Origin of the sequence: Rhizobium rosettiformans W3, assembly GCF_004912135.1 — a bacterium.
Lineage (GTDB): Bacteria > Pseudomonadota > Alphaproteobacteria > Rhizobiales > Rhizobiaceae > Allorhizobium > Allorhizobium rosettiformans.
In genome coordinates this window covers 60,071-73,300 of record NZ_STGU01000009.1, presented here as the reverse complement: position 1 = coordinate 73,300, position 13,230 = coordinate 60,071, and the positions used below count along the sequence as shown (strand labels likewise).

Here is a 13,230-nt window from a genome sequence, read left to right as displayed (position 1 = left end):
GGAAAAGATAACCTAAGTCATTGCAGGATCGCGAATATTGCGTTCGCAGGCATCCGAAGTTGGAGTCTCATGAGCTACACGACGCAGTTGGACGGCGTGACGGGCCAGATGGCGGAAGAGATCCGCTCTTTCGATTGGGGCAAGACATGCCTTGGGCCGATGTCTTCGTGGCCTTTGTCCCTGCTGACGACCCTGCGCCTCGTTCTGACGACACGCCAACCCATGTGCTTCTGGTGGGGCGAGGACCTGCTGCAGTTTCACAACGACAGCTATCTTCCGATCCTCGGCGGCCGCGAAACCAACGCGCTCGGTCAGCCATTCCGACAATACTGGTCGGATGTCTGGGACGGTGTTGAACCCTTCGTGAAGCGGGCGCAGGCCGGCGAAGGCACCTGGATCGAGAACCTGCCGCTGCAGATTCATCGCAATGGTGCGCCGACGGAAAGCTATTGGACCTTTTCCTACAGCCCCCTTTACGACGACAACGCGCAGATTGCCGGTCTCTTGAACGTGGTCACGGAGACAACGGCCTCCGTGATCGACCGCAGGGCTTTGGAGAAGGCCTATCTCGATGCGCAGAGACATCTCGATGAGCGTGAGCAGCATGAAGAGGAGCTGAAGCTTCTCAACCGCGAGCTGGCCCATCGCATGAAGAATACGCTGGCCATGGTCCAGTCGATCATCAGCCAGAGCCTGCGCAATGCCCCGTCTATATCGGAGGCCGCTACCACGATAGGGGCGCGGATCCAGACGCTGGCCAAGGCGCAGGACGTGTTGACCGGCATGAGCGTGACGGCCGCCGAAATCACCGCGATCGCGAAAACAGCCGTCGCACCCCATGTCGACGGCGACGACCGCATCACGATCACGGGTCCGCAAGTCTATCTCTCCGCCCAACAGGCGCTCGGTCTTTCGCTTGCGATCCACGAACTGGCGACCAATGCCACCAAATACGGCGCACTGTCCCGGCCGGAAGGCCGTGTCGTGATGACCTGGGACAAGCAGCCCGAGAACGGCTTCACCTTCGACTGGCGGGAAAGCGGCGGACCTCCCGTCACCGAACCCGCGCGACGCGGCTTCGGCTCGAGACTGACGGAACGTGTCGTCTCCGATCTCTTCCAGGGCCAGGCAGCGATCCGGTTCAATCCGGAAGGTGTGACCTTCTCCCTGGTCGGCAAGCTGCACAACGCCGACGACCTCGAGCACTGAGCAATCCCCGCATCCGTGATCCGCTTGCCGAGACGCTTGACCCTTGGGTCCGCTCATGGCACCAGACGGGCCGCAACATGAGCCAAGCCGATGGATAGCCCGATGAACACGCCCCTTGCCCCGCACATGGACCCGAAGCGCTCCTTCCAGGCGCTGATCCTGACGCTGCATGCCTACTGGGCGGACAAGGGCTGCGCGGTGCTGCAGCCCTACGACATGGAAGTCGGTGCCGGCACCTTCCATCCTGCAACGACACTGCGCGCGCTTGGCCCCAAGCCCTGGCGCGCCGCTTATGTGCAGCCTTCGCGCCGCCCCTCGGATGGCCGCTACGGCGAAAACCCGAACCGCCTGCAGCATTACTACCAGTATCAGGTCATCCTGAAGCCGAACCCGTCCAATCTGCAGGAACTCTATCTCGGCTCGCTGAAGGCGATCGGCCTCGACCCGTTGCTGCACGACATCCGCTTCGTCGAAGACGATTGGGAAAGCCCGACACTCGGCGCCTGGGGCCTTGGCTGGGAATGCTGGTGCGACGGGATGGAAGTCTCGCAGTTCACCTATTTCCAGGCCGTCTGCGGCATCGACTGCTCGCCGGTCTCGGGCGAACTGACCTATGGGCTTGAGCGTCTGGCCATGTATGTCCAGGGCGTCGACAACGTCTATGACCTGAACTTCAACGGCCGCGAAGGTGAAGAGAAGATCTCCTATGGCGACGTCTTCCTGCAGGCCGAGCAGGAATACTCCCGTCACAACTTCGAATTCGCCAACACCGAGATGCTGCATCGCCATTTCATCGATGCCGAAAAGGAATGCCAGGCGCTCCTCGCCGCCGGCGCGCCCTCGGACACGGAAAACCAGCGCCTGCACAAATGCGTCTTCCCGGCCTATGACCAGTGCATCAAGGCCTCCCACATCTTCAACCTGCTCGACGCCCGCGGCGTCATCTCGGTCACCGAACGCCAGGCCTATATCGGCCGCGTCCGCGCGCTGGCCAAAAGCTGCGGCGAGGCGTTTCTTCTGACCGATGCCGGTGGGGTCAATTTCGGCCGGGCTGCGTAAGGCCTAAAACTCCAGCCCCGCCGCCACGCGGTTCTCGATCCGGACTACCAGTCCGTGGATCTTGGCCATCAGCACATCGAAGTCGATCGGCTTGGTGAGGTAGCTTTCGGCACCGGCGCCCAGTCCCTCGATCATCTTTTCCCGGTCGGCGAGTGCGGTCAGGAAGAGGAAGGGCATATTGGCGAATTGCGGGTGGTTGATCTGCAACTCGCCGAGCATCGAGATCCCGTCCATCTCCGGCATGGTGATGTCGGAGATGACGATATCCGGCCGCTGGCTTAAGATCTTGTCAAGCCCCTCCTTGCCGTTTTCGGCTTGCAACACACGGATGCCGGCCTCTTCCAGCTCCTCGACAATGAGCTCCCGGACGTCTCTTTCGTCTTCGACGCAAAGCACTGTGATCATGTCAGTCTCCCTTAGTGGATTGCAGGATCAGGCGGCGCTCACCTCCGGCGCAGGTTGAGCTGTCTCTGGAATTGCCGGCCCCTGGATCGGCAGAACCAGGGTGAAGCAGGTGCCCTTGCCGCGCTCGCTCTCGACGAAGATGTCGCCGTCATGCAGCACGACGATCTGCTTCACGAGCGACAGGCCGATCCCGGTGCCGGCGATGCCGGTCGAGGTGCGGGCGCGAAAATAGGGCTGGAAGAGTTTCGGCACGTCCTCGGCGTCGATGCCGACGCCCTCGTCCCTGACGGAAAGAAACACGAAGCCGTCTTCCTCCCAGCCGCGGATGGTAATGTCGGGCGCCCGCGGCGCATATTTGACCGCGTTGGAGAGCAGGTTGGTCAGAACCTGTGAGATCGCCAGCGCATCACAGCGGATCACGGGCGGCAGTGCCTCGATCTCGGCGTCGAATCGATGATGTTGCGACGACAGCTTCTGCCGCTTGATCGCCTGCTCGATCAGCTTGTGCAGGGAGCAGTCGACCAGTGACAGCTCGATCTTGCCCGTGTCCATGCGGCCGGCAGACAGGAAGCTCTCCATCAGCACCACCATGCGCGCCACTGCCGAACGCACCTGCTGCGTCTTTTCGGAAAGGAAGGCGGCTTCCATCTCACCCTTCTTGCGCTGAATGCGCTGGGCGGCGCCATCGATGATGGCGAGCGGCGTGCGGAATTCGTGACTGGTCATCGCCACGAACTGCCGCTGCATGGCATTGATGTTCTTTTCCTGCTGCAGCGCCTCTTCAAGCGCCGCTGCCTGGGCCGCGATCTCCGCCGTGCGCTGGCGGACCGTCTTTTCCAGCTCGTCGCGATTGCGGATCAGCTCCTTCTCGGCGCGCTTGCGCAGCGTGATATCGGTGTAGCTCAGCACATAGCCGCCGTTGGAAAGCGGCTCGGATCGCACAGCCAGCACCTTGCCGCTCTTGCGCTCGCGCTCGAAGCTGTAGGGCAGACCGAGGGCCGCCTGTTCGATCCGCTCGCGCACCATGGCCTCAGGATCGCCGTCGCCCCATTCGCCGCGGCTGGCATTGTAGCGCAGGATGTCCTCGAATTTGGATCCCGGGGGAAAGAGCTCCGGTGGAATGTTCATGAGGTCGTAGAGCCGCCGGTTGGCCATCAACAGCCGCGACCGGTTGTCGAAGACGCCGATCCCGCCGGGAATCGCATCGAACACCTGCTCCAGCAGTCCGAAGGCCTTGCGCTGATCGGCGGTCGCGATGGCGACCTCGGCAAACAGGTCGGAAGAAGGCCCCCTTATGCGCCAGACATGCACCTTGACCGGATAGACCGTGCCGTTTCGTCGGCGCTGGATGGCATCGAAGGTGACGCTGCGGGTACTGCCCTCGACCAGCGGCATCAGTTTCGCTCGATAATCGAGCTCGGAAATGCCGACTTTCAGCGATGCGGGTGTCATCCCGGTAAGCGCTTCGGCCGAATAGCCGGTCCTGACACTGGCGGTGGCATTGGTGCGGCTGATGGTAAAGCGCAGCGGATCGAAGATGTAGATCTCATCCGTCGACAGCTCCACCATATCGATAAGCGAAGCCGTGCAGCCGGTGCGCTGCTGTATGATCGGTGCAAGCTCCTGCGCCAGGAGCCGGAGCGCCATCAGGCTTTCCATGTTGATCGGCCGCTCGGTGCGGCTGAAAAAGGCGACTGTGCCAAAATCCGGATCGCCGGTGATGGAAATCGGTATCCAGTAGGGGATCAGGTCCTCGCGTTCGGCAATGCAGTCCGGCATGCGCGCGCCCAGGGGAAGATCGATGGGCAGGTCCATCTGATCGGCGGTATTGTGGTGAAAGAGCCGCTGTCGGTCCTGACCGGCTTCGCGGATGTAGATGGCAGCCATGTCGGACAAATCGAGCTGCGGCAGAGAGGTCAGGACGGCAAGAACCTCTTTCAGCGTGTCGCCGAGACGCCTTTCGGGGATCGCCGCTCTCAGCATGTCGCGGCTGGCGAGCAGGGCCCAGGGGGGCAGGGTGTTCCAGGTCAAAGCTTGCATGCGACAGCTCCGCTGCAAAAACCTATCGGGCGGCCATATTAGGACGCGCGAATTAACGGAGCTGTGCCGGTTTGCCTGCAATTTGAAGCATCTGCGCAGCGAAGGGGTTCTCGGAGCGGCTAGGCGTTTTCTGGCCAACTTCCATCATGACTTTCGCATGATGACCCGCTAACGTGCGGCCAATTCAGCTGCGGAGCCTGCCATCCATGTTCACGACACTTGCCATCCTCGCCGCCATCGGCGCCTATCTCGTCTTCATCTACAACGGTCTGGTAAAGGCCCGGCAGATGGCCGAGGAAGCCTGGTCGGGTATCGATGTGCAACTGAAGCGCCGCGCCGATCTCATCCCCAACCTGATCGAGACGGTGAAGGGCTATGCCGGTCATGAAAAGGGCACGCTGGAAAGCGTCGTCGAGCTGCGCAACAAGGCTCAGGCCGTTCCAGCGGGCGATGTCGCCGGCCGCGCGGCCGTCGAGGGCATGCTGGGGGCCGCCCTCGGCAAGGTCATCGCGCTCGCCGAAGCCTATCCAGATCTCAAGGCCAACGAAAACTTTCTGCAGCTGCAAACGTCGCTCGAAACCATTGAGGGTGAGATCCAGATGTCGCGCCGCTACTACAATGGCGCGGCCCGCGATCTGAACGTCAAGGTCGAGAGCTTCCCCAACAACCTCGTCGCCGGCCAGTTCGGCTTCTCGAAGAAACCCTATTTCGAGATTGCCAACGAGGCCGACCGTGCGGTACCGACGGTCAAGTTCTGACGTCCTTCGGCGGATGTCCCTTTAGAGACCGAGATCATGACGACTGACAGTGTGACCATCCTTCCGCCCACCCATGCCCTGAACGGCAAGGTGAGCCCTCCGGGTTCGAAATCCATCACCAATCGCGCGCTTCTCCTGGCAGGTCTGGCGAAGGGCACCAGCCGCCTGACCGGCGCGCTGAAAAGCGATGACACCCGTTATATGGCCGAGGCGCTGCGCCAGATGGGCGTGACCGTCGAGGAGCCGGATGCCACCACCTTCGTCGTCACCAGTTCGGGCGAGTTGAAGGCACCATCCGCGCCGCTCTTCCTCGGCAATGCCGGCACCGCCACCCGCTTCCTAACCGCCGCGCTCGCCCTCGGCCAGGGCCGCTATGTCGTCGATGGCGACGAGCACATGCGCAAGCGCCCGATCAAGCCGCTGGTCGAAGCCTTGAAATCGCTTGGCGTGACGATCGAGTCCCCCACCGGCTGCCCGCCTGTGACAATCGATGCGACCGGCCGTTTCGAGAAGAACCATGTCGTGATCGATGCTGGCCTCTCCAGCCAATATGTCTCGGCTCTCCAGATGGCCGCGGCTTGCGGTTCGGAGCCGTTCACCATCGAGCTTGCCGGTGCCGATATCGGCGCCCGCGGCTACATCGACCTGACGATGTCGGCCATGCGCGCCTTCGGCGCCAAGGTCGAGCAGCCGACATCATCGTCCTGGGTCATCCAGCCGACGGGCTATACCGCGACCGATTTCCACATCGAGCCGGATGCATCTGCCGCCACCTATCTCTGGGGCGCGGAAGTCCTGACCAAGGGCCAGATCGACATCGGCACGCCGTCTGACGCTTTCACCCAGCCGGATGCCAAGGCCTATGACGTGATCGCCCAGTTTCCGAACATGCCGGCTGTCATCGACGGCAGCCAGATGCAGGATGCGATCCCGACAATTGCCGTGCTCGCCGCCTTCAACGAGACGCCGGTGCGTTTCGTCGGCATCGAGAACCTGCGCGTCAAGGAATGCGACCGCATCCGCGCCGTCTCCACTGGCCTCAACAACATCCGCGAGGGCCTTGCCAAGGAAGAGGGCGACGATCTGCTCGTCTTCTCCGATCCATCGCTTGCAGGCCAGTCGCTGCCGGCCGAGATCGACACCTTCGCCGATCACCGCATCGCCATGAGCTTCGCGCTGGCGGGCCTCAAGATCCGCGACATCACCATTCTCGACCCCGCCTGTGTTGGCAAAACCTATCCCGGCTATTGGGATGCGCTCGCCTCCCTCGGCGTCGAATTCGTCAGGAATGATCCGAAATGACCATGCTCCTCCGCCTGTGCTCCGCTCTCCTTCTCGTTTTCTGGATGGCATGCGGCGCGCAGGCTGAGGAGGTCATTCGCGACTATCACTCCGACATCACGGTCTTGCCCGACGCCACGCTCGAGGTGACGGAAACGATCACTGTCAATGCCGAAGGCAATGACATCAAGCGCGGTATTTTTCGCGATTTCCCGCTCTACACGCAGGACGCCCGCGGCTTTCGCCAGAAAGTCGACTTCGAACTGATCTCGGTCGAACGGGACGGTCGGCCGGAGCCCAATCACACTGAATCCGTCTCCGGCGGCATCCGGATCTATACCGGCTCGGCCGACGTCTTCCTGCGTCCCGGAGAATACACCTACACCATCACCTATCGCACCGGCCGGCAGATCCGCTATTTTGATGATCACGACGAGCTCTACTGGAACGTCACCGGCAATGGCTGGCTCTTCCCGATCGAAGAGGCGAGTGCCAGCGTCTCCCTTCCGGATGATGCGGTTCCGACCAGGACAACGGTCTATACCGGTGCCACAGGCTCGACGGCGAAGAACGCGCGTGAAATCCCAGGCTCAGATGGCCTCGAGTTTGAAACCACCGAGCCGCTCGGGCCGGGCGAAGGCCTGACCATCGTGCTCGCTTTCGACAAGGGCGTCGTTGCCACCCCCTCGTCGGAAGACAGCGCCTGGTGGCTCATTCGCGACAACTTGAACACGATCATCGGCTTCGGCGGCCTTGCCGTCATTTTCCTCTATTATCTCCGCTCCTGGGTTGCCGTCGGGCGCGATCCGGCAAAGGGCGTCGTCGTGCCGCGCTGGGACGCGCCGGACGGCATCTCGCCGGCGCTGGTCAACTATATCGATAACAAGGGTTTTTCCGGCGCCGGCTGGACGGCGCTTTCCGCTGCCGCACTCAATCTCGCAGTCGCCGGCTATGTCGAGCTCGACGATCTCGACAGCAGCATCACGATCCGGCGGACGAGAAAGCCGATTGAGGGCAAGCTGCCATCGGGAGAAGCAGCGCTGATGGCGGAAATTCCCTCAGCTGGCGACGAACTCGTCATCGACAAGGCCAACGGCAAGAAGGTGCAATCCGTCGGCAACCGCTTCCGCCAGGCGATCGAAAAGGAACACCGCAACAAGTATTACAAGGGCAACGCCGGCTATACCTCGCTCGGCATCGGCCTCTCGATCGCGGTCATCGCAGCCCTTTTCATTTTTGGCGACCTTACCGAAGACGTCTACGCGCTGGTGTTCGTGCCCACCTTCTTCTCGGTCTTCTTCGGCACGTTCACAGCCGGTCTCGGTCGCACCTTGCGCCGCGGGCGCTCGCTTGTGAGCAAGATCTTCGCCGTGGTGGCGCTGGCCTTCATCGGCTTCGTTGCCCTCTCGACGCTCGGCCTGATGCTGCTCTCCATGTGGATGGATCTGGAAGCAACCCACCAATTCCCGGTGCTGATTGCCGTCGGCGGCATCCTGCTGGTCAATCTGCTCTTCTTCTACATCATGGGCGCCCCGACCCCGCTCGGCCGCAAGCTGATGGACGGCATCGAGGGCCTGCGCATCTATCTGACGCTCGCCGAAAAGGATCGCATGAACATGGCCGGCGCGCCGACCATGTCGCCCAGCCATTTCGAAAAGCTTCTGCCCTATGCCGTGGCGCTGGGCGTCGAAAAGCCGTGGTCGCAAGCCTTCGAAACTTGGCTCGCCACGGCCGCCGCCGGCGCCGCAGCCGCCGCCTACAGCCCCGGCTGGTACCACGGCAGCAACTACGGCCGTTTCGGCGACCTCATCGGCGGCTTCTCCTCCTCCATGGCCTCGACGATCGCCTCGACCATTCCGGCACCGCCCCCTTCCAGCTCCTCATCCTCCTCAGGCTTTTCCGGCGGCTCCTCCGGCGGCGGCGGTGGCGGCGGCGGCGGGGGAGGGTGGTAGTCACCCACCTCCCTTGAGGAGGGAGGTCGCCGCGAAGCGGCGGGTGGGGGTGCCCGATGGATTACCTGATCCGCTTGGAGCGGACGTCTGGACGTCGTCCTGTCACTTGCTCATTCGGCTATTCCTAGATCACTTGCGCCTAGCGTCATCACCCCACCCCGGAGCTCCGCTCCGACCCTCCCCCTCAAGGGGAGGGTGTTTGGAACGGCCAGCGCCGGTCTCCCACCTCCCCCTTGAGGGGGGAGGTCGCCGCAAAGCGGCGGGCGGGGGTGATCCTGGCCAAGCTCTCGCATTTCCCCTCAATCCCCAGAGTTGAAACGCGCTGAGATTCGACGTTCCATGGAGATGTCAAGGCACCGGAACGCAGCTATGCCCAGACCTCCCAATTCCATGGATCGCTTTCGCCGCGCCAATGCCAAGCGCCTGCGATCGAAGGCCACTGACGCCGAACGGAAACTCTGGCGCCATCTCTGGCGCATTCCAATCGATGGCAGCCACTTCCGCCGACAGGTCCCGATCGGTCCCTACTTTGCCGATTTCGCTTGTCATCAGATCGGCCTGATCATTGAGTTGGACGGCTCCCAGCATGCGACGGATGAAGGGCTTGAACGAGACCAGGAGCGAACCGACTTTTTGGAGGAGCAGGGATACAAAGTGATCCGCTTCTGGAACGCCGAAGTCCTGACGGAGCTGGATGCGGTCCTCGACACAATCTATGCGGCGGCCCGTGAGCACGAGATATTCCTTGAACTGCACCCAGATGTCAGGTCACCACGCAGAGCGGATCGTCCTCCTGCGTTTGACGCGTCCAAAGGTGATAAAAGGTTGCCGTCAGATCACCCCACCCCGGAGCTCCGCTCCGACCCTCCCCCTCACGGGGAGGGTGGTTGAGACGCTGACGCCGCACCACCCACCTCCCCCTTGAGCGGGGAGGTCGCGCGGAACGCGCGGGTGGGGGTGATGGCGGCACGTCTGGTCCGATTACGGTGCCGATAAGGTCGAGATCGTCGATTACCACTGAGAAGGAGACATGCCATGACCATCGTCCTGCCGCCCGTCCATCCCGGTGAAATTCTGCGCGATGAGTTTCTCGAGCCCATGGGCCTGAGCGCCGGCGCCCTTGCGCGCCTATTGAATGTGCCACGCACGCGGATCGAGCGTCTGGTTGCCGAGCAGACGTCGTTGACACCCGATACTGCGCTTCGCCTCGCTCGGTATTTCGATATGTCGCCGCAGTTCTGGATGAACCTGCAGACGAGCTATGACCTGAAGACAGAAGCGACAGCAAAAGCCGCCGAGCTGGCTGCCATTCCCGTGCGAACAGATTTGACCGCAGCCTGAACCCCCGCCATTTTGCACGCATCCATGGATGACTTTTGCCGCAGGGCTTGCTAAGTCCGCCGCAGCCTCAAGCAACATCTCGAAAAGTCAGACCCGATGCCCGATCTCCTGCTCGAACTCCGCTCCGAAGAAATCCCCGCCCGCATGCAGCGCAAGGCGGCTGGCGATCTGAAGAAGATGGTCACCGATGCGCTTGTCGATGCGGGTCTCACCTATGAGGGTGCGCGCGAATACTGGACGCCGCGGCGCCTGACGCTCGACATTCGCGGGCTGACCGCCCGCTCGGCCGATATCAAGGAAGAGAAGAAGGGGCCGAGCGTGTCGGCACCTCAAGGCGCGATCGACGGCTTCCTGCGTGGCGCGGGCCTCACCGCGATCGACCAGGCCACGATCAAGACCGATCCGAAGAAGGGCGATTTCTACGTTGCCTATCTGGAAAAGCCCGGTCGTGCGGCCGAAGAAATCATCGCCGATGTCATGCCCGGCATCATCAGAGCCTTCCCCTGGCCGAAATCGATGCGCTCTGGTTTTGCCTCCATGCCCAAGGGCTCCGGCTATGGCGGCATCGAGGGCAAGGGCATGGAGAGCCTGCGCTGGGTGCGCCCGCTGCAGTCGATCGTCTGCACCTTCGGCCCCGAGCATGACGAAGTGCAGGTGATCCCCTTCGAGATCGACGGCATCGTGGCTTCCAATGTCACCTATGGTCACCGCTTCCATGCGCCCGACGCCATCACCGTCAAGCGCTTCGACGATTACGTTTCGAGCCTGGAACGCGCCAAGGTCATCCTTGACGCCGAGCGCCGCAAGGACATGATCCTGCACGACGCCCGCGACATCGCCTTCGCCAACGGTCTTGAACTCGTCGAGGACGAGGGCCTGCTGGAGGAAGTCTCCGGCCTCGTCGAATGGCCGCAGGTTCTGCTCGGGACATTCGAAGAGGATTACCTCTCGATCCCCGCCGAGATCATCCGCCTGACGATCAAGACCAACCAGAAGTGCTTTGTCGTGCGCCCGCAGGGTGAGACGGACAAGCTCTCCAACCATTTCATCCTGATCTCCAACATCCAGGCCACCGATGGCGGCCGCGAGATTATGCATGGCAATGGCAAGGTCGTGCGCGCGCGTCTGTCGGATGCGCTGCATTTCTGGAAGCGTGACCAGGGCGACCTGCCGGACCTCGACACGCTGAAGGCCTCGGCCGCCAAGTTCGACCTGGATCTCAAGAAGCCGCTCGACCAGCGCATGGCCAAGCTCGACGCGCTGAACGTGACCTTCCATGCCAAGCTCGGCACGCAAGGGCAGCGCGTCGCGCGTATCCGCGAACTGGCCAAGGTGCTGGCCCCGATCGTAAGCGCTGATGCCGCCCTCGTTGACCGCGCTGTGGTGCTGGCGAAAGCCGACCTGCGCACCGAAGCCGTCGGCGAATTCCCCGAACTCCAGGGCGCCATGGGCCGCAAATATGCGCTCCTGCAGGGCGAAGATGCCTCCGTCGCCGCCGCCATCGAAGACCACTGGAAGCCGAACGGCCCGTCGGATCGTCTGCCGGAAGACAAGGTCGGCCTCACCGTCGCGCTCGCCGACAAGCTCGACACGCTGGTCGGCTTCTGGGCGATCGACGAAAAGCCGACCGGCTCGAAGGACCCCTATGCGCTGCGCCGTGCGGCGCTGGGCGTGGTGCGCATGATCCTAGAGAAGGGCATTCGTCTGCCGCTGGCGTCCGTCGCCAAGGATGCCGACCTCCTCTCCTTCTTCCACGACCGCCTGAAGGTCTACCTGCGCGATCAGGGCGCCCGCCACGACATCATCGATGCCGTATTGACGCCAGACGCCGATGACCTGCTGATGGTGGCCCGCAAGGCCGAGGCGCTCACCGCCTTCATCACCTCGGAAGACGGCTTGAATCTCTTGGCCGGCACCAAGCGCGCCACCCAGCTTTTGGCTGCCGAAGAGAAGAAGGGCACCGTCGTCGCAGATGGCGTCTCGGAAGCGCTGTTGAAGCTCGACGCGGAAAAGTCCCTCTTCGCCGCCATCCAGTCCGCCTCGAAATCCGCGGCTGAGGCCGTGGCATCGGAAGACTTCCGCTCCGCCATGCAGGCGCTCTCGACACTGCGCGGCCCGGTAGACAAGTTCTTCGAGGATGTCCTGGTCAATGACGAGGATGCCGCGATCCGCGCCAACCGCCTTGCGCTCTTGAAGGCAATCCGCGAGGCGACAGCCACGGTCGCGGACTTCTCCAAGATCACAGGCTGATGATGTGAGACCCTGCTTCGGCGGGGTCTTTCGTTTCATGCGGCGAGTTTTCCGAGGTCGGCATCCTGTGCTAGATTGGATTGGCAGCCAGTTGGAGCGATCCCCATGAACAAGCCCGTTCAGGTCACCATTGCCGAACCCTATGACAGCTTCGTCGAGTCTCAGCTCGAAAGCGGCCAGTTCAAGTCGGCGCAAGAAGTGGTCGAGGCCGGTCTTCAGCTGCTGAAAGAAGAGCAGGCGCGTACAGAATGGCTGCGCAAGGCGCTGATCGAGGGGGAAAACAGCGGGCCGTCTGTGCCCTTCGATCGCGAGGAATTCAAAGCCCTTCTGCGGGAACGCCATCTTCGTTCGCGAGCTTCTCAAGAAACCTAAGCTGCTGCAGACATCGCCCGCCGCGACCACTTTGGTATTGCTAGAATGCCCCCCCAAATCCTTATCAGCGCCTGCCTGCTCGGCCGCCCTGTCCGCTATGACGGCAAGGGCAAGCCGCTGAATGATCCGCGGATCGAACGCTGGAAGGCCGAGGGTCGCCTCGTCGGCTACTGTCCGGAACAGGCCGGTGGCCTGCCCACGCCGCGCCCGCCCGCCGAAATCGAAGGTGGCATGAACGGCGAGGATGTGTTGGCCGGCCGGGCCCGGGTGCTGGAGGTGACGGGCGGCGATGTCACCGCCGAATTCGTCGAGGGCGGAAAGAAGGCGGTCGCCTTCGCCCGCGAGCAGGGATGCGATGTCGCGCTCCTCATCGACGGCAGCCCGTCCTGCGGTTCCGGCTTCATCTATGACGGCTCTTTCTCCGGCACCTGCCACCCCGGCTTTGGCGTCACCGCAGCCCTGATGCGTGAAGCCGGCATCGAAGTCTTCTCCGATCGCGAGCTCGATCGACTAGCCGCGCATATCGATCGCACGGCCTGACATGAAAAAGCCGCCGGATCGCT

General features: G+C 62.5%; 12 protein-coding genes. 10 read left to right on the top strand and 2 right to left on the bottom strand.

The genetic code is table 11. The features are described from left to right. The first annotated feature begins 69 nt into the window (after positions 1 to 69). On the top strand, positions 70 to 1,209 hold the full coding sequence (locus FAA86_RS16335) for a sensor histidine kinase (protein WP_136542257.1): 1,140 nt from the start codon (positions 70 to 72) through the stop codon (positions 1,207 to 1,209). 126 nt (positions 1,210 to 1,335) lie between these two features. Continuing rightward, positions 1,336 to 2,268 (top strand): glycine--tRNA ligase subunit alpha, encoded by a 933-nt coding sequence (locus tag FAA86_RS16330; RefSeq protein WP_136542349.1) that lies wholly within the window; start codon positions 1,336 to 1,338, stop codon positions 2,266 to 2,268. A gap of 3 nt (positions 2,269 to 2,271) precedes the next feature. On the opposite strand, the gene FAA86_RS16325 is transcribed toward FAA86_RS16330, so the two are convergent. Beyond that, positions 2,272 to 2,673, bottom strand: a complete 402-nt coding sequence (locus tag FAA86_RS16325; protein ID WP_136542256.1) for a response regulator — start codon at positions 2,671 to 2,673, stop codon at positions 2,272 to 2,274. A 27-nt stretch (positions 2,674 to 2,700) separates the two neighbouring features. Then, a complete protein-coding gene (locus FAA86_RS16320; protein WP_136542255.1) occupies positions 2,701 to 4,713 on the bottom strand; it encodes a sensor histidine kinase in 2,013 nt (670 codons plus the stop codon). Between the two features lie 206 nt (positions 4,714 to 4,919). On the opposite strand from FAA86_RS16320, the gene FAA86_RS16315 reads away from it, so the two are divergent. From FAA86_RS16315 to FAA86_RS16280, 8 genes are all read left to right on the top strand, one after another. After that, the gene (locus tag FAA86_RS16315; protein ID WP_136542254.1) at positions 4,920 to 5,471 is read left to right on the top strand and encodes a LemA family protein; all 552 of its coding nucleotides are present in this window, start codon (positions 4,920 to 4,922) and stop codon (positions 5,469 to 5,471) included. A gap of 36 nt (positions 5,472 to 5,507) precedes the next feature. Further along, entirely contained in the window at positions 5,508 to 6,773 is a 1,266-nt protein-coding gene (locus FAA86_RS16310) for a 3-phosphoshikimate 1-carboxyvinyltransferase (protein WP_136542253.1), read from the top strand. Beyond that, a complete protein-coding gene (locus tag FAA86_RS16305) occupies positions 6,770 to 8,704 on the top strand; it encodes a DUF2207 domain-containing protein (RefSeq protein ID WP_136542252.1) in 1,935 nt (644 codons plus the stop codon). Before FAA86_RS16310 ends, FAA86_RS16305 begins: the two co-directional genes overlap by 4 nt. A gap of 339 nt (positions 8,705 to 9,043) precedes the next feature. After that, entirely contained in the window at positions 9,044 to 9,595 is a 552-nt protein-coding gene (locus tag FAA86_RS16300) for an endonuclease domain-containing protein (RefSeq protein WP_342774138.1), read from the top strand. A 144-nt stretch (positions 9,596 to 9,739) separates the two neighbouring features. Next, positions 9,740 to 10,045, top strand: a complete 306-nt coding sequence (locus tag FAA86_RS16295; protein WP_113460681.1) for a HigA family addiction module antitoxin — start codon at positions 9,740 to 9,742, stop codon at positions 10,043 to 10,045. A 96-nt stretch (positions 10,046 to 10,141) separates the two neighbouring features. Next, the gene (gene glyS / locus FAA86_RS16290; RefSeq protein ID WP_136542250.1) at positions 10,142 to 12,295 is read left to right on the top strand and encodes a glycine--tRNA ligase subunit beta; all 2,154 of its coding nucleotides are present in this window, start codon (positions 10,142 to 10,144) and stop codon (positions 12,293 to 12,295) included. Between the two features lie 105 nt (positions 12,296 to 12,400). After that, positions 12,401 to 12,667: a type II toxin-antitoxin system ParD family antitoxin gene (locus tag FAA86_RS16285; RefSeq protein ID WP_136542249.1), complete on the top strand. Its 267-nt coding sequence runs from the start codon at positions 12,401 to 12,403 to the stop codon at positions 12,665 to 12,667. A gap of 45 nt (positions 12,668 to 12,712) precedes the next feature. Next, positions 12,713 to 13,207, top strand: a complete 495-nt coding sequence (locus FAA86_RS16280; protein WP_210309811.1) for a 2-thiouracil desulfurase family protein — start codon at positions 12,713 to 12,715, stop codon at positions 13,205 to 13,207. Positions 13,208 to 13,230: the final 23 nt, after the last annotated feature.

What these genes read in the sequence shown, in the direction of transcription:
- FAA86_RS16335 (WP_136542257.1), top strand. Translation starts at nt 70, where the DNA reads ATGAGCTACACGACGCAGTTGGACGGCGTGACGGGCCAGATGGCGGAA.
- FAA86_RS16330 (WP_136542349.1), top strand. Translation starts at nt 1,336, where the DNA reads ATGGACCCGAAGCGCTCCTTCCAGGCGCTGATCCTGACGCTGCATGCC.
- FAA86_RS16325 (WP_136542256.1), bottom strand. Translation starts at nt 2,673, where the DNA reads ATGATCACAGTGCTTTGCGTCGAAGACGAAAGAGACGTCCGGGAGCTC.
- FAA86_RS16320 (WP_136542255.1), bottom strand. Translation starts at nt 4,713, where the DNA reads ATGCAAGCTTTGACCTGGAACACCCTGCCCCCCTGGGCCCTGCTCGCC.
- FAA86_RS16315 (WP_136542254.1), top strand. Translation starts at nt 4,920, where the DNA reads ATGTTCACGACACTTGCCATCCTCGCCGCCATCGGCGCCTATCTCGTC.
- FAA86_RS16310 (WP_136542253.1), top strand. Translation starts at nt 5,508, where the DNA reads ATGACGACTGACAGTGTGACCATCCTTCCGCCCACCCATGCCCTGAAC.
- FAA86_RS16305 (WP_136542252.1), top strand. Translation starts at nt 6,770, where the DNA reads ATGACCATGCTCCTCCGCCTGTGCTCCGCTCTCCTTCTCGTTTTCTGG.
- FAA86_RS16300 (WP_342774138.1), top strand. Translation starts at nt 9,044, where the DNA reads ATGGAGATGTCAAGGCACCGGAACGCAGCTATGCCCAGACCTCCCAAT.
- FAA86_RS16295 (WP_113460681.1), top strand. Translation starts at nt 9,740, where the DNA reads ATGACCATCGTCCTGCCGCCCGTCCATCCCGGTGAAATTCTGCGCGAT.
- glyS (WP_136542250.1), top strand. Translation starts at nt 10,142, where the DNA reads ATGCCCGATCTCCTGCTCGAACTCCGCTCCGAAGAAATCCCCGCCCGC.
- FAA86_RS16285 (WP_136542249.1), top strand. Translation starts at nt 12,401, where the DNA reads ATGAACAAGCCCGTTCAGGTCACCATTGCCGAACCCTATGACAGCTTC.
- FAA86_RS16280 (WP_210309811.1), top strand. Translation starts at nt 12,713, where the DNA reads ATGCCCCCCCAAATCCTTATCAGCGCCTGCCTGCTCGGCCGCCCTGTC.